Source organism: uncultured Roseibium sp. (assembly GCF_963675095.2).
Lineage (GTDB): Bacteria > Pseudomonadota > Alphaproteobacteria > Rhizobiales > Stappiaceae > Roseibium.
The window spans coordinates 90,130-113,101 of the sequence record NZ_CAXXSJ010000057.1 but is presented as its reverse complement, the minus strand read 5'-3'; the positions used below and the strand labels follow the sequence as shown (position 1 = coordinate 113,101).

Below are 22,972 nucleotides of genomic sequence, written 5' to 3'. Positions count from 1 at the left end.
TGTTGAAATGTCCAAGCCTCTGAAAACAGCCCGCAAGGCCGAGACTGCGGTCGTTGATGGTCCGGGGCAGACGAAGCTCATCAATATTGCGAATGTGAAGCCTCCCGAGCCGAGCCATCGGGAGATCACCGCGCGACTGAAGCGGTCGGGCCTTGATCCGCGAAAGATGCTGGACTTCGCGAAGAGGCAGAAGCGCTGGGGATACCCGCGGAATCTGAGGTATTTCATTATGGTCGCAACGTTCGTTTTGTTCGTTGCGGTGCCGTCTGCGGTCGTTTCCGTTTACATGATCTTCTTCGCCAGTGACCAGTATCAGAGTTCCGCCTCTTTCGCGGTCCGCAATTCAAGCTCAACCGGAGGGGCGACCGACCTGCTCGGCCTGGTGATGCAGAGCGGCGCCGACACCACCGTGTCAAACAGCTACATCCTGAACGACTACCTGCAGAGCCAGCCGTTTCTCGAAGACGTCATGAACAATTTCGACATGGATCGGATCTATTCGAGCAGCGACTGGGATTGGTGGTTCAGGATGGGAACCGATCTACCTGTTGAGGCCAAGCTCAAATACTGGAAAAGCAAGATCGAAACCAAATACGATCAGGCTTCCGGGATCATAGTTGTCGATCTGATTGCTTTCACGCCGGAAGATGCCCAGAATATCATGGCGTTCATCGTTCAAAAGAGCGAGGACCTGATCAACAATTTGTCGGAATCCGCACGGCGCCAGTCGCTCAAGTCCGCACAGGAAAGCCTGGCGACGGCAGAGGTGCGTTTGAGAACGGTTCGCAGGCAATTGCTGACCTACCGCGAAACTGCGCAGGAAATCTCGCCGGAAGACAATGCGAAGCTTGCCTTCCAGATGATCGGCGAGCTGGAGTCCCAGATCACGACCAAGCAGACCACATTGAAAACGCTTGACGGTTATCTTGATCCGAAGTCTCCGCGGATGGCCATGCTGAGGCAGGAAATCAAGGGCTTGCAGAAGCAGCTCGATACCGAGCGTCAGCGTCTTGGAGGGGGGGCGAACGCCCCTGCGGCTGCAGCCGATTCCTCGACCGACAATTCCATTCCCTACCGGATCGGCAGCTATTCGGACCTGGAACTGGAAAAGCAGTTCGCGGAAGAATATTACACGACCGCCCTGGCAGGGCTTGAGAAGGCGAAGGCCGAAGCCGCTGCCAGGGAACTCTATCTGGCGACCTTCATTCCGCCGACCCTACCGCAATATGCCCAGTACCCGAAACGCTTTATCTACATCATCTGCACGTTTCTTTTGCTTGCTGGCATCTGGTTGTTCGGGGCGTTGACGTTCTATAACATCAGGGACCGGACCTGATCTTCCGAAGGTCCCCCCGCCAGGCAGCCCCCGACAGGAGCGAACCAAAACCGGGCTTTCTTTGACCCCCGATCGGGAACGGTTGATTTGACCGGGATGTGGAAAGTTGACGGTGGTTCGAATTGTCCCGCCGATTTCCGCTGTTAAGACCCCATCGGATTTCGGTAATAGGACACAATGACCAGAAGCAATTTCAGCACAATATCCGGTGAAGCCAAGGACCGGCCAGCGGGTCTTCAGCCCCTGTTGGAACGGGCAGGCGGCAAGTCAATACTTGACATTGGAACCTTCAACGGCTTGATCCCGTATGAATTCGCAAAAAGCGATCCACGCGTTATTCACGGGATCGATTTCTACGAAGAGGGAATTCGCGCCGCACGTACGATATTTGAATCATGCTATCTGGATTCCGGTTTCTTCATTTACGATCTCTCCTTTGGCAGAGACCGGTTCAAGAGTGACTTTGAAGGAAAGCTTCTGCAAAGCTACGATATCGTTCTTCTGCTGGCGATTTATCACAAGCTGGTGCGGCAAATGTCGCAGAAAGACCTTCATGAGCTGATGGATTATTTCATCGGCCTGTCCGACCAATACATCGCGGCCCGAACGCCGGATATGGGGCCTCTGGATGAACTGATCCGCCGGCAGGGATTTGAACTTGTCTATTTTGACGGGTTCAACAAGGCACTGGCTCCGTTGCATATCTACGAGAAAATTCGTAAGGAGCGGTGAACTGCGCGGGAATATGAAAATATGAGCATAACGAGACGCGTGATTTGGCTCGTTTCTTATCCGAAGTCCGGAAACACCTGGTTCCGCTTTATTCTGTTCTATCTGAACCATGGCCGGCAACCCGAGGATTCCGTGGAACTAGACAGCTTCATGAATTCACGGATGCCTCCGCCGAAAGGCCATCCGCGGTACATGAAAAGCCATGCGACGCCGGAGAAACTGCGCAGGTATTTTAAGAAAAGCATCGGAGCCATCTATATTTACCGGCACCCGCTCGACGTTCTGCAGTCGACCCTCAATTATGCCCTGCTGACCGGTGAAATTTCCGAGGCGGAAAAGGATGCCTGGGTTGACACGTATATCGAGACCGAAGGGCACCCGGTCTGGCTTCCCGACCCGCACAATGCGGGGACATGGATTGAGAATGTCACGTCCTGGCTGGATGAGACGGAACTTCCGATCCACTATGTCAGCTATGAGGAAACCCTCGCTAACCCCCGAAAGGCGATCGAGGATGTGGCCCGGTTTCTGGATATTCAGGTGGATGACAAGCTGCTCGATGAATGTGTCGAGGCTACCCGGTTTGAAGAACTGAAGGCGTTCGAGGGCCGCGAACTGGACGCTGCGAAAGAGGTGGGCAAGGCTTTGGGCCGCTTTTCGGCCGGCCGGCGCCTGGAAGCGCATATTAATCTTGGCGTCCGCTTTTTCAATAAGGGGACGGCCGGGTCCTGGCGGACGGCAATCTCGCAGGATGCGGCACAACGGGCCTGGGAGCGGTTTTCCGAGGCAGCGACCAGGCTGGGGTACAAGTTCGACGAATGAGCGTTCGACCTCGCCCGTGAGCCAAACTGCTTTTATTCTGGACCGTTATGGCGACGGAAAGTCGGCAAGGCTGTCGAACACCTTCGAAAGGCTCGTTTCTAGCCTTCGCGCGGTAAAACCAAAATCCCGCTCCAGCTTGCCACAATCGAGCCTGGAATTGGCCGGCCGGACAGCCTTTGTCGGATAATCCGCCGTCGTAATCGCCTTGATCTCTGCCACGGGTCCGCCGCGCTTGCCGCTTTCGGCAAAGGTGGTCCGGGCAAAGCCGCACCAACTGGTCTCGTCCGCTCCGGCGAGGTGGTAGACCTGTCCCAGTCCGGCTGTTCCGTCGCTGCGCCAACGGTCGGCAATGGCCAGCAGGCCATCGGCGATATCCAGGGCGGAGGTGGGGTTGCCGTGCTGGTCATCGACCACCGAGATCTCGTCGCGGGTCTCGGCCAGCCGCAGCATGGTTTTCAGAAAATTCTTGCCGTAGGGGCTGTAAACCCAGGCCGTGCGAGCGATGACATGATCGGTCGTGGCGGCACGGGCCGCCTCTTCGCCGGCAAGTTTCGTCCGGCCGTAGACCCCGATCGGGTTGACCGCGTCGTCCGGCAGGTAGGGACGGTCAAGCGTGCCGTCGTACACATAGTCCGTGGACACCTGAATGATTTTCGCGCCACAGCCGGCGGCTTCTTCGGCAAGGATACCCGGCGCAATGCCGTTGATCTGCATTGCGAGCTCGGGTTCGTCTTCCGCCTGGTCAACGTTGGTATAGGCCGCCGCGTTGATCACCACATCGGGCCGAACGGTCCGAACCGCCTCCCGGATCGTTTCGGAGTGCGCGAGATCGAGCAGGATGTCGGTTCCAGCTCTGGCCGCGAACACGAGTTCCAGATCGGGGTGATCCGCTGCACGGTCCGCGAGGCATCTGGCGACCTGACCTTCTTTTCCGGTGACCAGGATTTTCATTTCGCGGGCTCTGACGCTTTCAGGGAACCCAGGCGTTCGTAGCCCTGTTCCTTGCGGATCGGTCCCCACCACCATTCATTGTTCAAATACCAGTCGATTGTCGCTTCAAGACCGGTCTCGAAGGTCTGGGACGGTGTCCAGCCGAGATCCCGCCTGATCTTGCTGGCATCGATGGCATAGCGGCGGTCGTGCCCGGGACGGTCCGTGACCATCTTGATCAGGTCCGCATAGGATGCGCCGTTCGCCCGCGGACGCTTCTTGTCCAGGATCGCGCAGATGCCGGTGACGACGTCGATGTTCCGGCGCTCCGCATTGCCGCCGATATTGTAGCTCTCGCCGGCAACGCCTTGCGTTGCCACCAGTTGCAGGGCAGCCGCGTGATCGTCGACATAGAGCCAGTCACGGACATTCTCGCCCTTGCCGTAGACCGGCAGCTCGCGCTCATCCAGCGCGTTCAGGATCACCAGCGGGATCAGCTTTTCCGGAAAATGGAACGGCCCGTAGTTGTTGGAGCAGTTCGACAGCACCACCGGCAGGCCGTAGGTCTCGTGCCAGGCCCGTACCAGATGGTCGGACGAGGCCTTCGATGCGGAATACGGAGAGGACGGCTGGTAGGGCGTTTCCTCGGTGAAGATCCCGCTGTCGAAAGGCAGGTCGCCGAAGACCTCGTCCGTGGAAATGTGGTGAAAGCGGAACCTGTCGCGCTTTTCTCCCGAGAGGCTTTCGAAGTAGCCCCGTGCTGCGTTCAGCATCTGGAAAGTGCCGACGATGTTGGTCTGGATAAAGGCGCCGGGTCCGTCGATGGACCGGTCCACGTGGCTTTCGGCCGCAAGATGCATCACGATGTCGATGTCGTAGTTGCGCATCGCGGCGGCAACGGTTTCGCCATCGCAAATATCCGCCTGCAGGAAAGCGTAGTTCGGCAGATTATCGACCGAACGCAAGGAGGCCAGATTGCCGGCATAGGTCAGCTTGTCGAGATTGACGACAAAGTTGGCCGGGTCGTTGGCAAGTCTTCGGCAGACCGCGGATCCGATGAAACCGGCACCGCCTGTGATCAGAAAACGCATGGACTAGCCTTCGTAGATAAAACCTGTTTCCGTCTCGGATAGGAGACCGGCCGCGTGGTCTTTGTCCGAGAGGACAACCTGCGACACATCGAAAGGCCAGTCGATGCCGATTTCCGGATCATCGAACCTTATGGACCGGTCGCATTCCCGGGAATAGAAATTCGTAACCTTGTAAAGGAACTCCGTATCCGGTTCGAGCGTCACGAACCCATGCGCGAAGCCCTTCGGTACCAGGAGCTGGTTCCATTTTTCGGCCGATAGCTCGACACCCACCCATTGCGCGTAGGTCGGCGATCCTTTGCGGATATCGACGGCCACGTCGAAGACGGACCCGCGGGTCACGCGCACGAGCTTGTCCTGCGCAAAGGGAGGCATCTGGAAATGCATGCCGCGCAGAACCCCTTTTTCCGCAGAGAAGGAATGGTTGTCCTGAACGAAATCCAGTTCGATGCCGGCATCGGCGAACGTCTTGGAATTGTAGGTTTCCGAAAAGAACCCGCGGGCATCGCCGAACTTTTCGGGAAGGATCTCGATGACGCCGTCCAGGCCGAGGGGGCGGAACTCGGGCATCAGCGTTTCTCCTCGACACAGCGCCGCAGATAGCGGCCATAGTCGGTCTTGCCGAGTTCCGCGGCACGGGCAAGAACCGCGTCCGGACCCAGCCAGCCGTTTTGAAACCCGATTTCTTCGAGGCAGGCGATCTTGAAACCTTGCCGGTGCTCGATGGTCCGCACGAAGGACGAGGCCTCATGCATGCTGTCGATCGTTCCCGTATCGAGCCAGGCATAGCCCCGTCCAAGCAGGGAAACCTTCAGGTCCTTGCGCTTCAGATAGGCCATGTTGACGTCGGTGATCTCCAGTTCGCCGCGCGCCGACGGTTTGACCGATGCGGCAATGTCGACAACGTCATTGTCGTAGAAGTAGAGCCCGGTCACCGCCCAGTTCGATTTGGGCTGCTGCGGCTTTTCCTCGATGGACATCGCCTGTTTCGTTTCCGGGTCGAAGCTGACAACGCCGTACCGCTCCGGATCGGCGACCTGATAGGCAAAAACGGTTGCACCGTTCTGTTGCTCCGTGGCCTGTCGGCACAAGGCGGAAATGCCGGCGCCGTAGAAGATATTGTCGCCGAGGATGAGGGCGCAAGGGCTGTCCCCGATGAAATCGCGGCCGATGATGAAGGCTTCCGCCAGTCCGTTGGGCGAAGGCTGTTCCGCGTAGGAAAGACTGATTCCGAATTGCGATCCGTCTCCAAGCAGGGCCTGAAACATGGGCAGGTCGCGCGGCGTCGAAATGATCAGGATGTCCGAAATGCCCCCCAGCATGAGAACGCTCAGGGGATAGTAGATCATGGGCTTGTCGTAGACCGGAAGCATTTGCTTCGAAACGGCTATCGTCAACGGATACAAACGGGTTCCACTTCCGCCCGCCAGAATAATGCCCTTCAAGAAAATGCTCCGAAGTTACTGCAAACGACTTTGATGGCCCCTTGATGCCCCTAACGTTGCGAACATTGCAAGCGTCAACCTCATAAATTGCGACCAAATCGGAAATATTTCAGTGCTGGGCCGATTTGGCGTGCGATCGAAGGGCGTGGCTTCTCTGATTGGCTTAATCCGATGTCTCGTCCATTTGCCTTGCGTGATCTGCATTCTTGACGCGTCAGAAAATTTTGGTCTATGTGCAATATTACAATCATCGCAAAAGCTTGGTCGCCAAGGCTATTCAATCGATCCGAAGAAGAGAGCGTGAAATAAGTGTCAAACTTCATCGAACAAGCCAGAGAAAGTATTTTGGGAGATTGGGATAATTTTGATTCCATTATTCGAAAAGAGCTTTTCAATAAACAAGGCACGGTTCCTCACGCAAAGTATAAATCTATCCGGAGTGCTTTGAGGCGGAAGGTTGAGACAGAGTCGGAAAAGCAGCACAATTATCTAAAAGCTTTTGTCGATCAAGAATTTGCCTTGAAAGAAGTCAATAGGCATTTGTACTTTGTTCTGTTCGATTTTTGCATCGAATCATTGATGTTTATCAGGAAGAGTCGAACGTTAAGCAAGTTCGAAGACATGATCCCCACCGAGTATTTTCTCGGGAGGATGACTGAAATACTTCAGAGAGAGAAGGTCGTTCGAGGTAAGCATGGGTCTTATATTTACTGGATGGCGGTCTTGCATTACCTGAATAACAATCATGCTGAATCGTTTAGGTTATTCCCCCTCGCGGATTCCTTCCCTCCGGAACAATTTGTTCTGGACCGTTATATGATCGGCTCGCGGACCGTGATCCCGAATATAGATCACGTCCTGAATAAAAAAACGCTGATCGAGTTTGACGAGGAACTGAATTTCGAGAAGAGAGAACCGCTCGGTTCGGAGGAACTGGTTCTTCTGACGTGTGCGGATGAGATTTATTTTGATAAGCTTGGCGATATTTATCTTTCCAGCTTTTCGAACCTGACGAAAAACGTCCGGCTGCATATCCACATCATGAGGAAGAGCGACAAGCCTCTGAACCTGGATAAACTCAAGAACTGGGAAGGCCTTAAAATCGATGTGACATCGTCTGACGCGACGCCATACCATGAAAAAAGCTGGTTTACCGTCGCAAGATGGCTGCTTCTCCCTGCCTTGCTTAAGGCATACGAAAAGCCGGTTCTCGTCACTGATTTTGATGTCTCTTTCGATCCAGAAGGATTTTCCAATTATGTCGATGTGGCCCGGGGTTTCGACATCGCGCTGAATATCAATAAGTTTCCATCGAATTACATGCCCTGGAACACGATCAATGCCAATCAGGTATTCGTAAACAATACGGAACTGGGCGCATTGTTCAGTTCAGCGCTCAGGGACGTATCCCTGCGTTGGTATGATGTTCGACGGGGAGACCAATGGTGGATCGACCAGAATATCCTGTATGCATGTTATCGGGATCTGATGCGCTCCTGTCATTCAATGAAAGTCATGAATAACTTCAAATATCCAACAATCAAAAGAATTGTTAAGGAAAAGAAAGAATATCTGGAGGGGGGCGCAAAGAAATAGGGCGAACCTTTCGGCTGGTCCAGTCTGGCGGGTGAGCCCGGATATCGCCCTGATCGGGTATGGACGCACGCGGACATGACTTTGGCCAACGACCTGTATCCGACTGACACTCACGACCGTTATCCGGAATTCTGCCCCATCAGGTTGCGATCCCTGAGTTCCGCATTTGCCTTTTCCAGCAGATCCTCAGGCAAGGGTTGTCCTTGCACCCAATCCGCAAATCGATCCAACCCTGTTTGCAGATCGATTGACGGTTTGTAACCCAAATCGTCTGTCAGAGCCACGATATCCGCGCTGTTGTGGCGGATGTCTCCTATCCGGTATTCCCCGGTCACGACGATGTTGCTTGAGCCCTTGAAGCTGGAATTCAACATGCGGGCGACATCGATGACCGGCGTCGCTATGCCGGACCCGACGTTAAACACGGAGTGTTGCGTGGCCTGCGCAGACAGGGCGGCCACGAAGGCGTTTGCCACGTCGTCCACATGGACGAAGTCCCGTGTCTCCAGGCCGTCCTCGAAGATCGGCAAGTCCAGACCGCGGCGGATCCGCGTCGAAAAGATCGACAGGATCCCCGTGTAGGGATTTTTCAGCGACTGGCCTTCGCCGTAGACGTTCTGCAGCCTCAGGATCGAATGGCGGATGCCGATGGAGCTGCAGGCGATTCTAACCAGGTCTTCCTGGGCATATTTGGTCGCCGCATAAATCGATGCCGGATTGATCCGGTCTGTTTCGCGCGTCGGCACGGCCGTAAGACCCGCGCCGCATGCGGTGCACAAGGGCTCCCAGCAGGACGCGGCCAGGTCCTCCGCCTTGCGGGCTTCCGGACAGACCCGTTCCGTTGGCGAGCAGTGCGTGCAGACGTATGCGCCTTCGCCATAGACCGACCTGCTGGAGGCAAGAGCAATGTGCCGGACGGTTCTTTCCGGATCATTCGCGATATGATCAAGCAGTTTCGCCGTCCCCAGCGTGTTGACCTCATTATACCGCGATATCTCATACATCGACTGGCCGGTACCGGTTTCGGCGGCCAGGTGTACGATGGCGTCCACACCGGTAACGGACGCCTTCAGATCGTTATCGTCGAGCACGGAGCCACGGCGGAATTCCACATTCTCTCCGGTCAGCCAGGGCATGTCGCCCGGCAGGTCGCCGTGTATCTGGGGGCTGAGGGGGTCGAGGACGCGGACCTGATGACCGGTTCTAACCAGAGCCGGCACCAAATGGGAGCCGATAAAACCGGCTCCCCCTGTCACGAGGACTTTCAATTTGGCCATATTGGTGGCGGTGTTACGCCGTCTTTTCTGCGCGAATGGATTCTTCGTACATGTCGCGTTCGGCGGTCCAGAGATCGCCGTAGTCCACATTCTGCCAGTTGGAGAACCACGGACCGCCGTTCGTGTAGTGGATTGCGCTCGGGACTTCGGCTGGCTTTTCGTATTCGCCGACGAGGAAGTTCCAACTCCGCGGCAGTTCGCCGATCAGGTTGTCGTCGTCGATCCAGCTGAAGCGGTGCAGGTAAGCCGGAGACTGGGTGTTCACGACCTCCGGCGTCAGGGCCTTGACCTGCGGATGGGCGTTGTTGAACAGGATGAAGGACGACCAGTTCTTGCGCGGATAGCTCGTCTGCGCCTGGGCATCCATCTTGACCGCATTTGCGGGCGTGTAGTCATGCTGGACCACATAGACCGCCTTCTCCGGATCCACGTTATCCAGAACGTTCATGACGTCGGTCGTGAACAGGAAATCGCAGTCGACGAAAATCGAGTAGCCGTCATGAGCGCCGAGATAGGGTGTCAGGAAGCGGGTCAGGGAAAACTCGGTAGAAGCAGAGTCCGTGCCGCGAGTATAAAGACCAATTTCTCTTAAGGTCTTTTGCTTGAGCGGGTAAATTTCAATGTCGGAGTTTGTATGTCTAAGTAAAGAATAACGGCAAACCTGCCATGCAATATCTTCCCGGCTGTCATAACCGACAAATATTTTCAGTTTTTTGGTCATTTGGTCCTCATCGGAAATTTGTACCAAGATTGTTTGTTTATGACATACACATTCAACAAATATATTCGACGCGACAGTTGGTGTACAGGCCTTTCGGGATAAGCCCCAGGATTTAAATCCCGTTCAGCCGGAGAAATTTGCCAGAAATGACAGGTCCGTTCTGTGCGGCCTTGGCGGCACCTTCAAAAACACATCCTCCCGGGCTTATTAATCCCGGTGCCCAGGGTCGTTACGGGATGCTCATTTTATAGGCGGAGCGCCGCGGGCGGGTGTCGCTTACCATCGCCGGGAAACACCGACTTGTGAGATCAAAGTGAGCTTGGCCGAGCCATTCTGTCCTATTTTGCTGAAGATCAGACTACGGCCATTTTGGATTAAGAGGACAAGTGCTGTGCTTCAAGCGTTGGTGCGAACTGCAATCATCTGTGCGGTTCTCGGAAGCTCCGGTCTGGCGGCCGCATCTGAACTTGAAAGCCGTCCTGGCTGGCGGGTGATTTCCACCGGATTGGCCTTCAGCGATCTGGTGGGCCGGGTGAAAGGCGCTATCCGGGACGAGAAGATGCTGCTGGTCACCCAGGCGAGCGCGTCGGACGGTGCCAAAGGCCAGGGGATCGTCATTCCGGGCAATCGCATCATGGGAGTGTACCGCAACGATTATGCCCGCCGCATGTTGAAGGCGTCCGTCGCTGCCGGCATCGAAGCGCCGATCCGGTTTTATGTGACGGAAAATCCGGACGGGACCGCGACTTTGTCCTGGAAGACGCCGAGCCATGTGTTTGCGCCCTATATGGAAGAAGGTGGAGCGGAACTGAAGGCGCTCGCCACCGAATTGGATGCAGTCTTCGAGGCGATTGCCGCAAATGCGACCGGCAACTGAGCCGGCCGGGACTGTCCGTTGATCAATTGCGGCGTCGGTTTGTCGTGTTTCCGGCGCCTTCCACCATTATCTTTGTCATTGTCTGCTTTGCTTAAGTGGCGGGTTTTGCACATATACTTTGCATCTCCGCTTACGAAATGTGCTTGTGCGAATCGTAATCATTCCCCACCTTAGGAATTGTCTTCAACTGCAAGAAAGGAGGTGCCCATGTCTAGTGAGTATCAGAAATTGGCCCAGGAGTTTGGGCGAAATATTTTGGTGCTGGAGCAGCCTCGAGCAGTAAAAGGTTTCGCCGGGATCTGATCCGGACTCTTAAGTCAATTCGATCTCATGGGAGGGCCGCTCAGCGGCCCTCTTTGCATTTGGGGGCTTGCGATTGTTTCTGGGTCGAAGGGCTGGATTTTAGTTTCAGCTGTAACTAAGATTTCCGCCAAGAACGATCAGAGGCTTAAAGATGACGTCCCCCATCCTTCACTCCTATTTCCGCAGTTCCACGTCCTACCGTTTGCGGATCGCGCTCAATCTGAAGGGCGTGGAGACCGATTACCGGGCGCATCATCTTCGCTTTGGCGAACAGCGCTCGGAAGCCTATCTGAAAATCAATCCGCAAGGCGTGGTGCCTTCGCTGGAACTCCCCGGCGGCGAAGTCCTGACCCAGTCGCTGGCGATTATCGAATATCTCGACGAAACGATCCCTGAACCGCCGCTTCTGCCGGAAGACCCTCTGGCTCGCGCCCGGGTCCGGGCGATGGCCCAGATGATCGCCTGCGACATCCATCCCATCAACAACCTGAAGGTCTTGAACGAACTCCGGTCCCGCTTCGGGGCCGACGATGCCGCCGTCGCCGGTTGGTTCCGCCATTGGGTGGCAGAAACCTTCGGTCCTCTCGAGACGATGCTCGCAGGCAAGACCGCGCCCGGAGCCTTCTGCGCTGGCGACACACCCGGCCTGGCGGATATCTGTCTGGTCGCCCAGGTGGCGAACAATGGCCGTTTTGGGGTCGACATGGATCCCTATCCGACCATCCGGGCGATCTACGACACTTGCATGGCTTTGCCTGCCTTTGAGCGCGCCGCGCCGGCCAACCAGCCGGACGCGGAATAACCCTCTGCCGTCCGTACCCTAGATCAGACCGACCGCCTTGCGCACGCTCTCATCCCGGAGCGAACAATCGGTGCCGCGATAGGCGTCGCCCGCCTCCGTCGCAAGCCAGGAGATCGTTTCGCCGACCCATTCCGGCGGAATATGGACCGACGGGTCGAGCTGGCTTACCGGATTGATGCCTGACGCCTTGATCGACACCTGCATATGGGTTGCGACCGTGCCGGGGCTGAGGCCCATGACCCGAATGCCCTTATCGGCGAATTCCTTGTCTGCGCATTTGGTCAGCGACAGGACAGCGGCTTTCGATGCGCAGTAGTGGCTCCAGCCTTCCAGGGCGCCAGTAGCGGCACCGGAACTGATGTTGATGATCGTTCCACCACCAGCCTCGAGCATGAGCGGCGCGGTGGCACGGATACCGTAATAGACACCCTTGACGTTCACATCGATGACCTTGCTCCATTCATCCGGATCGGAGGTCTCGATGCGGCTGATGGGATCGATCAGGCCGGCATTGTTGACCAGAATACTGACGGGCCCGAATTCATGGGCGGCAAAGGACACGGCCTTTTCCACGTCCGCATAGGACGCGACATCGCAGGGGCAGGCGAGTGCCCGGCCGCCGCCGGCGCGAATGTCCGCGGCGATTCGCTCGATGTCGTCGCTGCTACGCGCGACGAGAACGACGGACGCTCCGTATTTCGCCAGGCTGCGCGCCGCAGCTTCCCCGATGCCCCGGCTGGCACCGGTCACCAGAGCGGTTTTTCCTGCATGATCGAACATGAAGTTTCCTTCTAATTAGGATCGGTATTCGATAATCCGGTCGGACCGGAATTGAATATTGTTGTAGGTCACCTGATAAATAGGGTGAATTCAAAAGGCCGTGCAGGGGAAGAGCAGTAGGGGCTATGGCGGACAGACTGAAAACACTGCGTTCGCTCTTGCGCGAACTCTATTTCGGCAACTCGAAAAAAGCCCGGATCCTGCGGTATATTCTTCTGGTTTTCGATATCATTACGATCGGGTATTTCATCGTTTCGTCCATGCTGGATCCGGACCGGATTCATCACGAACTGGACTATGTGATCGCGGCAGTCCTGCTGCTCGACTATATGGCCCGTTTCATGGCGGCGGAAAAGCCGCTCCAATATGCGTTCAACTTTACATCGCTGGCCGATATCGTGGTTGTGGTCTCCCTGATCGCTCCGGCATTTTTCGAGAATTTCGCCTTTTTGCGTGTGATTCGCATGCTGCGGCTGCTGCGCTCTTATCATCTCTTGAAGGAGTTGCGGCAGGCATCAGCATGGTTCCGACGGAACGAGGAAATCATCCAGTCGGCAATCAACCTGATCGTCTTCGTTTTCGTGGTAACGGCCGTCGTCTATGTGGCGGAACATGACCGCAACGACGCCATCAACAACTATCTCGATGCGCTCTATTTCACCGTCACGACACTGACGACAACCGGGTTCGGCGATATCACCATGACCGACAGCGGCGGCCGGTTGCTGACCGTGTTGATCATGATCTTCGGCGTCGCTCTGTTCCTGCGCCTTGTCCAGACCATCTTCCGGCCCGCCAAGGTGCACTATCCCTGTCCGGACTGCGGCCTGTCCCGCCATGATCCGGACGCGGTCCACTGCAAGCATTGCGGCCGGGTTCTCAACATTCCCACCGAGGGCGAGTGGGGCTGAATTCGGGTCGGTCGGGACGATTTCGTTTCGGGGCTTAGCCGCGCACGGCGAACTGCTGGTTCATCTGGAAGAAGTCGATCAGCTCCGCGCTCGACATCGGCCGGGCAAGCGCATAGCCCTGAAGGACATCGCAGCCGAGCTGGCGCAGGATCTTGATGTGCTGAACCGTTTCCACACCTTCCGAAACCACTTCCAGGTTGATAGCCCGGCCCATGTCGACGACGGCCTGCAACAGGCGGCGATGTTCGGTCGAGGAGGCGATCGGCAGAACCAGTTCCCGGGCGATTTTCAGTCGCTTCGGCGCGGCGGACCACATGCCGAGAAAGGAGGACTGACCGGTGCCGAAATTGTCGATCTCGATGTCGATGCCAAGATCTGCGATTTCCTGGATACGCTCCCGAAGATCGGCGTTGGTATGATCGAGCATCGTGGACTCGTGCAGCTCGAAGGCAAGCTTGCCCGCCGGAATATCAAGCTTCTTCAACAGATTGATCAGAAATGGATTCGCGATCCGCTGGGCGGAGACATTGACGGCGAGACGTGGAACGGGGGTGTTCTTCTGTTCCCATTCGCGCATGTCCGCAAGTGAGGCTTCCAGGATCGCCTGATCGATCCGGTCGGTGACGCCCAGTTGTTTGGCCGCGTCGAGAAAGGCCGGCGGTGCGAGGATGCCGAGCACCGGATGTTTCCAGCGCGCCAGGGCCTCCACGCCGATCAGCCGCAGGGTCTTGGCGTCGAACTGAGGCTGATAAACCGGAAAAAACTCGCCTTTTTCCAGTCCATGGACAATATCGTCCGAGATCCGCTTCGTCCGTTCGATTTCCTGCTGCAGTTCCCTGGTGAAGAAGGTGTAGCGCCCCCGGCCTTCCTGCTTGGCCCGGTAGAGCGCGATGTCTGCGTTCATCATCAGGCGTGAGGGATCGGCATCGGTGTCGCGCATGCTGGCTATGCCGATGTCGATGCCGATGCTGGCTCCGAACCGGCAGAGATCGTTTTCGTAGCGAACCGGCTTGTTGAGTTCCGTAATCAGCTGGTCGGCCAGGAACTCCAGTTCTTCTCTGGCAATGTTCGACTTGCGTACGACGATGAACTCGTCGCCGCCGATTCGGGCGATGAAATCGTCATCCTGACAATTGTGCCGCAGCACCGCCGCGACATGTTGAAGGATGAAATCGCCGGCGGCATGGCCGAGGGTGTCGTTTATCTCCTTGAAACGGTCGAGGTCGATCTGGAGCAGGGCCAGTTCCTTGTCATGGGATCCCTTTTGCCACTGGCGCAGGTGCTGGTCCAGATTGCGGCGATTGGCAAGGCCGGTCAGGTCGTCATGAAGGCTGTCGTATTCCGCCTTGAATTTGACCTCCATCAGGGCCTTGTACTGGTCCTCGGCGGCTTCGCGGGCGTCGCGAAGTTCAAGCTCCCGCCGCTTCATGTCGGAGACATCGGTAATCACTCCGACGACGTAGCGGTCGCCGGCTTCCGTCACGGCGATGCTTTTGCTGCAAATGGAGGCGGAAATGGCGCCGTCCTCCGTCTCATCCGCGTGTCGTTCGGAGTGAAGGGACCGACCGGTGGCCAGGACCTCCCGATCGTCCCGGTCCATGGCGGCGGCGATCTCCGGCGGCAGGCATTCCGCTGCGGTAAGACCGATGACGCCATCCTTGTTGAGGGAAAACAGGTCGCTGAAAGCCCTGTTGACGAGGGCATATCGCAGCTCTCCATCCCGGGCCGCGACGGGTGTGGGGATCGCATCGAGCACGAGTTCGGAAAGTTGCCTTTCTCCGAGCAGTTTCAGGTACTGGCGTTCCTGTTCCTTTTGCTCGTCGATCCTGTTGAGGACGGTGACGATGTAGGATTCCCCAGCCTTCGTTTTCGCGAGCGACTTTCGCGTCAGGGACATCATCGACTGTCCGCCGGGCAGGGGGACGACATGTTCGACTTCCTGGATCCGGCCGGTGTCCAGGAGGGCGGCATCATAGTCCGACAGAATGTTCTTTTCCTCATCGGAGAACATGTCGGCGACGGTCATTCCGATCAGCTGATCCCGCGACATGTTCCGCAGGCGGCAGAACGCTTCATTGACGAAGACGTACCTGAAGGCACGGTCCTTGACGATGATCGGATTAGGCAACTGGTCGAGGACGGCTTCCGCAAGCTCCGCCTTGCCCAGCACATCGATGATGCGGTCCTCCTGGCGCCTCAACTTCGTTACGTCATTCAGCGCCGTCACGATATAGTCTTCCCCATTGCAATGCAGGAAGCTGTCCCGGCTGATGATGTTGACCGACCTGCCGTCCGCGAGCCGTACGATGTCTTCCTGCTCGCGCATTTCACCGGTCTGCAGGACCTTGAGCACGGCTTCCCGGTTTTCCTCCGCGAAGCCGGAGGGCAGCACCTCCAGCATGGACTTGCCGATCAGCTCTCCTGCCGTGACGCCGTGCAGCCGTGCAAAAGCGTCGTTCGCCATCACGTAGTGGAGGTTCTCGTCCTTGACGACAATGGGATAGGGAAGCCGGTCCAGGACCTGCGCAGACAGGTCCGCCTTGCGCAGGGCCGTCCGCAACTGGCGCTCCTTCTCCTTCTGTCGCGAAATGTCGTGAAACGAGGTGACGAGATATTCCTGGTTCCGGTCGGTCCGGGCGAGGGTTTTCTTCACGATGACCGGGTAACTGTCCCCGCCCCGGATCGGTATGAAGTCCAGCTCGTACTCCTGGGCCAGGCCGGAATTGAAGACGAACCGGTCGGACTGTTTGATGGCGGCGGCGCGTTCCGGCGAGAACAGTTCATCAATGGTTTTGCCGATCATCTTTTCCTTCGGGATGCCGAAACTTTCCGAATAGGCGTTGTTGGTCATCACGTAGCGGTGGTCGTGATCCTTGACCTGAACCGGAATTCCCAGCTGCTCCAGAATGAGTTCCGAGAGATATGTCTTTTCCAGCGCCTCCTGCAGACGGGCTTCCTGCCGCTTGAAGCGGGTCACGTCATTGACGGTCGTGACCAGAAACTGTTCCTTGCCCTGAACCTGGGCCAGGCCCTTGTGGATCACCAGATTGGCGATCGTGCCATCGGGAAGTTCAAATGTGGCTTCGAATTCGCGCATTTTGCCGGTTTCGAAGACATCCTTTTCGATCGCTCTGGATTTTTCTGCGTGGTCCTTCGGCAGCGTATCTTCAGAGCACTTGTCGATGGAACTGTCCCTGTCGACGCCATAGAAGTCGGCATAGGCATGGTTCATCATGATGACGCAGTGATTGTCATCGCGGACGATGACCGGCGTCTTGAGCTGTTCCAGCACCTGCTCGGAAAGTTCCGCCTTCTGAAGGGCTTTCGACAGCTGGTTTTCCCGCTGCTTTTCCTCGGTGACATTCTGCAGCAAGGTCAGGATGAGGGGCCCGTCCCCATGGACGTCGATGCATGTCTTGAACGCACTGAAAAACTTGGGCCGGCCGCTTCCGGAAGACGGGATCTCCAGCACTTCCTTGAGAAAGCGCTTGTTCAGCACCTCCACGTCGGACCGGGCGATCCATGCCGCCAGCTTGTCTTCGTAAAAGGCGAAAGGCGTTTTTCCGAGGATCTCGTCCAGCGGCAGGCCATGCATTCGACAGTAGGCTTCATTGACGTAGACGTACTGATGATCCGTGTTCTTGATGCAGACTGCTTGCGACAACCGGTCGAGCGCGGCTCGCACCAGGTCCGCTTCCCGGAGCGCTTCATGCAGGATGTCGGACTGCTTTTCCTGTGCGGTGACATCGAGGAAGCCGAGGGAATAGGTTCCTGTCGCGGCAACGGTGCCTCGGATCTCAAGAACGCGTGCATGCACCTTGACCTTTTGCGTGAAGGGCGTGTTGTTGTCGCGTAAACGCTGCTCTAGTTGAAGGAGGAGGTCGAGATCGGCTTCGCTCAGGGCTCCGGCTTCTGCGGAAGCTTTCAGCACGTCTGCAAAAGAGCCATAGCGCTCAGGGTTTGCGGGCGTGTCTTCCGGAAGCCCCAGGAAGGTTGCGCTCAACGGAGTGACAAGCCGCAATCGGTTGTTGTCAGACAATAGGAAACCGATGCCGCAGCTGCTCGCGAGCGATTGGAGCAGGCTATCTTCAGCAGATCCGGACTCGGAATTGTTTTTTGCTTTTTTTGAGCCAGTGGCCATTTCATCTCGCTCTTGCGCAGAATTGGCGAAAATGATCGGCTGATAGTGTTAAAAATCCATTGGAATTGATTTTGAGGTTAAGAGGAAATGGAAGAAAATTTAAGTATTCCAAATTTATTGACCCAAATGTCATTGTAAAAAATATCGGTAAATATAAGAAAATTCCGCTCCCAGAACTGTGATCGGGATCGGTTTGGCTTGCCGGCTTTCCGGTGCGATCATGCGCCTGTCTGCCCGAACTGGCGACGGGCCGGGCCGTTCTGCGGTGACAGGAGAGAGATGTGAGATTCTTGCTTTGGGGTGTCGGCGGGCTATTGGCCGCCTTGGTCAGCGTGGCTGCCGCCTTCGGCCAGACCGCGTGCGGCGGGGAAACCGCATGTACTGTCGATGGCGGTGAGTATTACATCCATATTCCTTCCGACATGAAAGCGTCGCAGCCTAAGGGGGCAATCTTCTTTCTGCACGGGCACAGGGGGAAGGCGCTCAATGAAATCCGGGTCAAGTCTTTCCTGTCCATGGCGGATGAGCTGGGCGTGGCCTTCGTCGCGGTTCAGGGGCTGGAAGGCACCTGGTCGTTTCCGACCGCGCCGCGAAACCTGCGTGACGAGTTTTCCTTTTTCGATCGTGTCCTGGGTGACGTATCGAAGCGTTTCGGCGTCAGGCGCGACAGGACATTGCTTGCCGGATTCTCCTCCGGTGCCTTCATGACCTGGTATCTGGCCTGCGACGATGCGGACCGGTTTTCCGGATATGCGCCGATCGCGGGCGCCTTCTGGCAGCCGCTTCCCGAAAGCTGCAAGACGAAGATGCCGTATCTGTTCCACGTGCATGGAAAGACGGACAAGGTCGTGCCGCTGGCCGGCCGGGCGCTGGGCGGTGGCCGCTGGCATCAGGGCGACGTTTACAAGAGTTTCGACGTCTGGCTGCATCAGGCCAGTGTCTCGGAGGACAGCGCCAGCCACTACGCTGTCGGAAATCTGCAATGCGAACGCTGGTCGCCCAACGGCGGTGTGCTGGAACTGTGCCTGCATGACGGCGGTCACAGCGTCCGGGCTGCATGGATCAAACGGGCCTGGATGGAGCTCGCAAAGGCCAGGGGCTGGCCAGAGTATACGACCGATACGGCAGTCGCCCACTGCAAAGACACCAAGGGGCAGGAGGCCCAATCGCCATCGGGTGTTTGCTGAGCCATCTCAAACACCGGAATGCGCGCCATTGCTGCGTATTTGATGCTGCCTTTTTAATAGGCGCCGCGCCTGAAATATCGCCTTCAAACCGGGAGAAAACAGACGCATAGTTTGTTCGTTTGCTAACAATTGGGGTGCAGCAGATGTCCGATTTTCTTTCTTCTTTTTCGCGTCGGAGTTTTCTCCAGCTGACCGCGGGCGCAGGCGCCGCCACCATGTGCGGTGCAGTGCCTCGTGCCTTCGCGGCCGACGCCATCACGCCGGGTCCGTCCTCGGTGCTTCTCGTCATCGATGTCCAGAATTGCTTCCTGCCCGGCGGCACCTTGCCCGTGGGCGAGGGCGACCAGGTCGTGCCGATCATCAATGAGCTGAGCAAGAAGTTCGAAAACGTAATCCTGACCCAGGACTGGCACACGCCGGGCCACGCGTCCTTCGCCTCCAGCCATGAGGGCAAGAAGCCGTTCGAAACCATCGAACTGGACTACGGCACCCAGGTCCTGTGGCCGGACCACTGCGTCCAGGGAAGCGAAGACGCAGCCCTCGCGCCCGGGCTCGATATTCCCCACGCGCAGCTGATCATCCGCAAGGGTTATCACAGCGAAGTCGACAGCTATTCGACCTTCATCGAGGCGGACAAGAAGACCGGGACCGGCCTGACCGGCTATATGGCCGAGCGCGGATTGACCGACGTTTATGCCTGTGGCCTTGCGACCGATTTCTGCGTCAGCTGGTCGGCGCTCGACGCCAAGGCCGGCGGGTTGACCGTGTCCGTGGTCGAGGACGCCTGCCGCGCGATCGATCTGAACGGATCTCTGGATGCCGCATGGACCTCCATGGCCGATGCCGGGATCAAGCGGGTTCAGTCCGCCGATTTCGCCTGAGGGCTGCCGGAATTAGGTTTCGGCCACTCCAGTAACGGGTTCTGACGGAGACTTGACCGGACAGGACCGGACAGGACCGGTTTGTGTCGATCATGACGGTTGACGGCAGCCGGTCCGATCGGTTCCTTTGACGCCGATTGCGGTTGTTTGCGAGTCTGCTTTGTCCGAACCGAATAAAAAGACCGGCGCCCTGTCCGGTCTCGTCGTCCTCGACCTGTCCCGCATTCTCGCGGGTCCGACCTGTACCCAGATCCTGGGCGACCTCGGTGCCGAGGTGATCAAGATCGAACGGCCCGGCCGCGGCGACGATACCCGCGGCTGGGGACCGCCCTTCCTGAAAGACGAGGCGGGCCGCGAGACTCATGAGAGCGCGTATTACCTCTCCTCCAACCGCAACAAGGCGTCAGTTGCCATCGATCTTGCCAGCGCCGAAGGACAGAAGCTGATCGTCGAACTGGCGAAGAAGGCGGATATCCTGGTGGAGAATTTCAAGGTCGGCGACCTGAAGCGGCGCGGGCTCGACTACGACAGTCTCAAGGTCGCCAATCCGGGCCTGATCTATTGCTCCATCTCCGGCTTCGGCCAGACCGGGCCTTATGCTCATCGCGCCGGCTACGATTTCCTGATCCAGGGCATGGGCGGGATCATGTCGCTCACCGGCTTTCCCGACGACGAAGGCGGCACGGAGACCAAGGCGGGCGTCGGCATCGCCGACGTCATGTGCGGCATGTATGCGACCGTCTCGATTCTGGCTGCACTCAATCACCGCCACCAGACCGGCGAGGGTCAGTATATCGACATCTCCCTGCTCGATGCCCAGGTCTCCTGGCTGATCAATCAGGGGGTCGCCTATCTGGTGTCCGGCGAGGTTCCCGGCCGGCTCGGCAACGGCCATCCGACCATCGTTCCTTATGAGACCTTCCCCGCAAGCGACCGCTCCTTCATCCTTGCCGTTGGCAACGACAGCCAGTTCCAGAAATTCTGCGCCGTTGCAGGCGCGCAGGAGCTTGCCGAGGATCCGCGTTTCGCGAAGAACGCCGATCGGGTGCGCAACCGCAAGGAACTGGTGCCGATCATCCGCCGGCTGACCATCGAGAAGTCCGCCGACGAATGGATCGAGCTGCTGGAGCGCGAAGGCGTCCCCTGCGGCCCGGTCAACGATCTGGCGCAGGTGTTCGCCGATCCGCAAATCCTGGCCCGGAACATGAAGATCACCATGGACCACCCACAAGGCGGCACGGTCGATCTGATCGGCTCGCCGATCAACCTGTCGAAGACCCCGGTCGCTTATGAGAAGGCTCCGCCCATGCTTGGCGCCGACACGGAAACGGTGCTGTCCAGCCATCTGAGGCTGTCCCGCGCGGAGCTTAAAAAACTCGCCGAACAGGGTATCGTGCAACTGGCGAAGGCAGAGGATAAGAAACAATGACGACCGGTGCCGATATCATTGCGGGCAAACTCCACGCGGCCGGCTGCCGCCACGCCTTCGGCATTCCCGGCGGCGAGGTGCTGGCGCTGATGGACAGCCTCGACCGGGCGGGCCTGCGCTTTGTCCTGGTGAAGCATGAAAACGCCGGGGGCTTCATGGCCGAAGGCGGCTGGCATGCGGACGGCGCCCCCGGCGTGCTGCTCGCGACCCTCGGGCCGGGAGCTGCCAATGCGGTCAATGTGGTCGCAAATGCCTGGCAGGACCGGGTGCCGCTGATCTTCCTGACCGGCTGCGTCGATACGGGCGAGGCGGAAAGCTACACCCATCAGGTCTTCGACCATCAGCAGCTTTTAAGACCGATTGTGAAGGCAAGCTTCTCCGCCCGCCTCGGCGCGCTTGATGTCATGATGGAAAAGGCGATCGCCCTTGCCCTCGACGGCCAGCCCGGACCGGTCCACATTGATGTGCCGATCAAGGTGGCGGAAGGCGAAACGGATGAGGTCTGGCACGGCGCGTTCCGCGCGCGCCCGGCCTCCGGTCTTGCCCCGGTAGGTCCGGATCTGGAAGGCGCCTGCGCTCTCTTCGCCAGGGCGGAACGGCCGATTGCCATTGCCGGCGTCGACGCGGTCAATGAAGGCGCAGGGGCTGAAATCGCCGCCTTCTGCAAGCGGTTCGGCGTGCCGCTGGTGACCAGCTACAAGGGCAAGGGGCTGCTGGATGAGCGCCACGACCTGGCGCTGGGCGGCGCCGGTCTTTCGCCCAAGGCCGACGGCCATCTGCTGCCGTTGATCAACCAGAGCGACTGCATCCTGCTTCTCGGATACGACCCGATCGAGATGCGCATCAACTGGCGCAATCCCTGGGCCCCGGATGCGCCGGTCATCGAGATCGCACCGGTACTGCGCACCCACGGCATGCATGCCGCCCGTTTCACGCTGCGAAGCCACGTGGCTTCGGCGCTGGAAAAACTGTCCGACAGCCGACCGGCGGATGCAGCGTCCTGGGCCGGTGGCGAACCGGCAGCAACGAAACAGGCCCTGGCAAAGGCGTTCGCCTCTGAGCCGGAAGGCTGGGGACCGGCAACGGCCTTCCACACCCTGCGGGAGATCATGCCCGACGACACGGTCGCGACCGCCGACAGCGGCGCGCATCGCATTCTGGTCAGCCAGATCTGGCAGTGCTTTTCCCCACGCGGCATGCTGCAGTCGTCGGCGCTGTGCACCATGGGCTGTGCCCTGCCGCTCGCCATGGGGCACAAGGTGGTCGACGGCAAGGCGCCGGTCCTTGTCTTTGTCGGCGACGCCGGGCTGGAAATGTGCCTCGGCGAACTCTCCACCCTGCGCGACCTGAAGATCCCGGTGATCGTCTGCGTGCTGGTCGATTGTTCCCTCTCCCTGATCGAGCTGAAACAGCGCTCCAGCCAGCGACCCAATGTCGGCGTCGATTTCGGCGAAACCGACTTTCCCGCCGTCGCCCGAGCCTATGGCGGCCATGGGGTCTGGATCGAGAATGCAGCGGATCTGGAACGGGAAGCGGGAGACGCCCTCCAGCGGGAAACCTTCACCATTCTTGCCTGCCGGATCCCGGCCCGCGCCTATGACGGCAAGTTCTGATCGTCCCGGTACTGCTTAGCCGCTTTTGCATCTGGCGCTGGCGAATTTCATGTCTTATGTTGCACCTGCGAAATAACACGGCGCAAAGCCGGACAGGT

19 protein-coding genes are annotated in these 22,972 nt (G+C 57.9%); 11 read left to right on the top strand and 8 right to left on the bottom strand.

All coding sequences use genetic code 11. The features are described 5' to 3' along the window. Window positions 1-7: 7 nt before the first annotated feature. The 3 genes from ABIN98_RS23010 to ABIN98_RS23000 all read left to right on the top strand — a co-directional run bounded on the left by ABIN98_RS23010 (window position 8) and on the right by ABIN98_RS23000 (window position 2,890). Window positions 8-1,336 carry an RkpR, polysaccharide export protein gene (locus ABIN98_RS23010; protein WP_346913526.1) on the top strand — a complete coding sequence of 443 codons (1,329 nt, stop codon included), beginning with the start codon at window positions 8-10 and terminating at the stop codon, window positions 1,334-1,336. Window positions 1,337-1,513: 177 nt separating this feature from the next. After that, window positions 1,514-2,068 carry a hypothetical protein gene (locus ABIN98_RS23005; RefSeq protein ID WP_346913524.1) on the top strand — a complete coding sequence of 185 codons (555 nt, stop codon included), beginning with the start codon at window positions 1,514-1,516 and terminating at the stop codon, window positions 2,066-2,068. Between the two features lie 21 nt (window positions 2,069-2,089). Further along, window positions 2,090-2,890, top strand: a complete 801-nt coding sequence (locus ABIN98_RS23000; protein ID WP_346913522.1) for a sulfotransferase domain-containing protein — start codon at window positions 2,090-2,092, stop codon at window positions 2,888-2,890. 45 nt (window positions 2,891-2,935) lie between these two features. Here ABIN98_RS23000 and rfbD read toward each other — a convergent pair whose 3' ends face one another. Genes rfbD through rfbA form a run of 4 tightly spaced genes read right to left on the bottom strand, consistent with a single transcriptional unit; the run spans window position 2,936 to window position 6,356 of the window. Further along, the gene (gene rfbD, locus ABIN98_RS22995; protein WP_346913520.1) at window positions 2,936-3,841 is read right to left on the bottom strand and encodes a dTDP-4-dehydrorhamnose reductase; all 906 of its coding nucleotides are present in this window, start codon (window positions 3,839-3,841) and stop codon (window positions 2,936-2,938) included. Then, complete coding sequence (rfbB, locus tag ABIN98_RS22990) at window positions 3,838-4,911, bottom strand: dTDP-glucose 4,6-dehydratase (RefSeq protein ID WP_346913518.1); 1,074 nt, start codon at window positions 4,909-4,911, stop codon at window positions 3,838-3,840. Before rfbB ends, rfbD begins: the two co-directional genes overlap by 4 nt. Before the next feature lie 3 nt (window positions 4,912-4,914). Then, window positions 4,915-5,481 carry a dTDP-4-dehydrorhamnose 3,5-epimerase gene (gene rfbC / locus ABIN98_RS22985; RefSeq protein ID WP_346913516.1) on the bottom strand — a complete coding sequence of 189 codons (567 nt, stop codon included), beginning with the start codon at window positions 5,479-5,481 and terminating at the stop codon, window positions 4,915-4,917. Then, a complete protein-coding gene (rfbA, locus tag ABIN98_RS22980; RefSeq protein ID WP_346913514.1) occupies window positions 5,481-6,356 on the bottom strand; it encodes a glucose-1-phosphate thymidylyltransferase RfbA in 876 nt (291 codons plus the stop codon). The genes rfbC and rfbA overlap by 1 nt, the downstream gene beginning before the upstream one ends. 309 nt (window positions 6,357-6,665) lie before the next feature. On the opposite strand from rfbA, the gene ABIN98_RS22975 reads away from it, so the two are divergent. Further along, window positions 6,666-7,952, top strand: coding sequence for a hypothetical protein (locus ABIN98_RS22975; RefSeq protein WP_346913512.1), 1,287 nt, complete (start codon window positions 6,666-6,668; stop codon window positions 7,950-7,952). Window positions 7,953-8,071: 119 nt separating this feature from the next. Here the strand turns inward: ABIN98_RS22975 and ABIN98_RS22970 are convergent, their stop codons facing one another. Then, entirely contained in the window at window positions 8,072-9,229 is a 1,158-nt protein-coding gene (locus ABIN98_RS22970; RefSeq protein WP_346913510.1) for an NAD-dependent epimerase/dehydratase family protein, read from the bottom strand. Between the two features lie 13 nt (window positions 9,230-9,242). Then, window positions 9,243-9,950 carry a glycosyltransferase gene (locus ABIN98_RS22965; protein WP_346913508.1) on the bottom strand — a complete coding sequence of 236 codons (708 nt, stop codon included), beginning with the start codon at window positions 9,948-9,950 and terminating at the stop codon, window positions 9,243-9,245. A gap of 391 nt (window positions 9,951-10,341) precedes the next feature. Between ABIN98_RS22965 and ABIN98_RS22960 the strand changes: the two genes are divergently transcribed. Both ABIN98_RS22960 and maiA read left to right on the top strand, forming a co-directional pair. After that, window positions 10,342-10,827, top strand: coding sequence for a DUF302 domain-containing protein (locus tag ABIN98_RS22960; protein WP_346913506.1), 486 nt, complete (start codon window positions 10,342-10,344; stop codon window positions 10,825-10,827). A gap of 454 nt (window positions 10,828-11,281) precedes the next feature. Next, window positions 11,282-11,932 (top strand): maleylacetoacetate isomerase, encoded by a 651-nt coding sequence (gene maiA / locus ABIN98_RS22955; RefSeq protein WP_346913504.1) that lies wholly within the window; start codon window positions 11,282-11,284, stop codon window positions 11,930-11,932. Between the two features lie 18 nt (window positions 11,933-11,950). Here the strand turns inward: maiA and ABIN98_RS22950 are convergent, their stop codons facing one another. Then, window positions 11,951-12,712 carry an SDR family oxidoreductase gene (locus ABIN98_RS22950; protein ID WP_346913502.1) on the bottom strand — a complete coding sequence of 254 codons (762 nt, stop codon included), beginning with the start codon at window positions 12,710-12,712 and terminating at the stop codon, window positions 11,951-11,953. A 125-nt stretch (window positions 12,713-12,837) separates the two neighbouring features. On the opposite strand from ABIN98_RS22950, the gene ABIN98_RS22945 reads away from it, so the two are divergent. Continuing rightward, window positions 12,838-13,623: an ion channel gene (locus ABIN98_RS22945; RefSeq protein ID WP_346913500.1), complete on the top strand. Its 786-nt coding sequence runs from the start codon at window positions 12,838-12,840 to the stop codon at window positions 13,621-13,623. Between the two features lie 34 nt (window positions 13,624-13,657). Here ABIN98_RS22945 and ABIN98_RS22940 read toward each other — a convergent pair whose 3' ends face one another. Then, window positions 13,658-17,626 carry a PAS domain-containing protein gene (locus ABIN98_RS22940; RefSeq protein ID WP_346913498.1) on the bottom strand — a complete coding sequence of 1,323 codons (3,969 nt, stop codon included), beginning with the start codon at window positions 17,624-17,626 and terminating at the stop codon, window positions 13,658-13,660. A 419-nt stretch (window positions 17,627-18,045) separates the two neighbouring features. Between ABIN98_RS22940 and ABIN98_RS22935 the strand changes: the two genes are divergently transcribed. The 4 genes from ABIN98_RS22935 (at window position 18,046) to ABIN98_RS22920 (ending at window position 22,874) form a co-directional block, all read left to right on the top strand. Beyond that, complete coding sequence (locus ABIN98_RS22935) at window positions 18,046-18,951, top strand: polyhydroxybutyrate depolymerase (protein ID WP_346913496.1); 906 nt, start codon at window positions 18,046-18,048, stop codon at window positions 18,949-18,951. 143 nt (window positions 18,952-19,094) lie between these two features. Next, window positions 19,095-19,832, top strand: a complete 738-nt coding sequence (pncA, locus tag ABIN98_RS22930; RefSeq protein ID WP_394701593.1) for a bifunctional nicotinamidase/pyrazinamidase — start codon at window positions 19,095-19,097, stop codon at window positions 19,830-19,832. Between the two features lie 160 nt (window positions 19,833-19,992). Then, window positions 19,993-21,261, top strand: coding sequence for a CaiB/BaiF CoA-transferase family protein (locus tag ABIN98_RS22925; protein WP_346913494.1), 1,269 nt, complete (start codon window positions 19,993-19,995; stop codon window positions 21,259-21,261). Beyond that, a complete protein-coding gene (locus ABIN98_RS22920) occupies window positions 21,258-22,874 on the top strand; it encodes a thiamine pyrophosphate-binding protein (RefSeq protein ID WP_346913492.1) in 1,617 nt (538 codons plus the stop codon). Before ABIN98_RS22925 ends, ABIN98_RS22920 begins: the two co-directional genes overlap by 4 nt. The last annotated feature ends 98 nt before the right edge of the window (window positions 22,875-22,972 follow it).

Excerpts from the sequence above, each read along its gene's own strand:
- ABIN98_RS22970 (WP_346913510.1), bottom strand. The coding sequence starts at position 9,229 with ATGGCCAAATTGAAAGTCCTCGTGACAGGGGGAGCCGGTTTTATCGGC.
- rfbD (WP_346913520.1), bottom strand. The coding sequence starts at position 3,841 with ATGAAAATCCTGGTCACCGGAAAAGAAGGTCAGGTCGCCAGATGCCTC.
- rfbC (WP_346913516.1), bottom strand. The coding sequence starts at position 5,481 with ATGCCCGAGTTCCGCCCCCTCGGCCTGGACGGCGTCATCGAGATCCTT.
- ABIN98_RS23000 (WP_346913522.1), top strand. The coding sequence starts at position 2,090 with ATGAGCATAACGAGACGCGTGATTTGGCTCGTTTCTTATCCGAAGTCC.
- ABIN98_RS23005 (WP_346913524.1), top strand. The coding sequence starts at position 1,514 with ATGACCAGAAGCAATTTCAGCACAATATCCGGTGAAGCCAAGGACCGG.
- rfbB (WP_346913518.1), bottom strand. The coding sequence starts at position 4,911 with ATGCGTTTTCTGATCACAGGCGGTGCCGGTTTCATCGGATCCGCGGTC.
- ABIN98_RS22920 (WP_346913492.1), top strand. The coding sequence starts at position 21,258 with ATGACGACCGGTGCCGATATCATTGCGGGCAAACTCCACGCGGCCGGC.
- pncA (WP_394701593.1), top strand. The coding sequence starts at position 19,095 with ATGTCCGATTTTCTTTCTTCTTTTTCGCGTCGGAGTTTTCTCCAGCTG.
- ABIN98_RS23010 (WP_346913526.1), top strand. The coding sequence starts at position 8 with ATGTCCAAGCCTCTGAAAACAGCCCGCAAGGCCGAGACTGCGGTCGTT.
- ABIN98_RS22950 (WP_346913502.1), bottom strand. The coding sequence starts at position 12,712 with ATGTTCGATCATGCAGGAAAAACCGCTCTGGTGACCGGTGCCAGCCGG.
- maiA (WP_346913504.1), top strand. The coding sequence starts at position 11,282 with ATGACGTCCCCCATCCTTCACTCCTATTTCCGCAGTTCCACGTCCTAC.
- ABIN98_RS22965 (WP_346913508.1), bottom strand. The coding sequence starts at position 9,950 with ATGACCAAAAAACTGAAAATATTTGTCGGTTATGACAGCCGGGAAGAT.
- ABIN98_RS22945 (WP_346913500.1), top strand. The coding sequence starts at position 12,838 with ATGGCGGACAGACTGAAAACACTGCGTTCGCTCTTGCGCGAACTCTAT.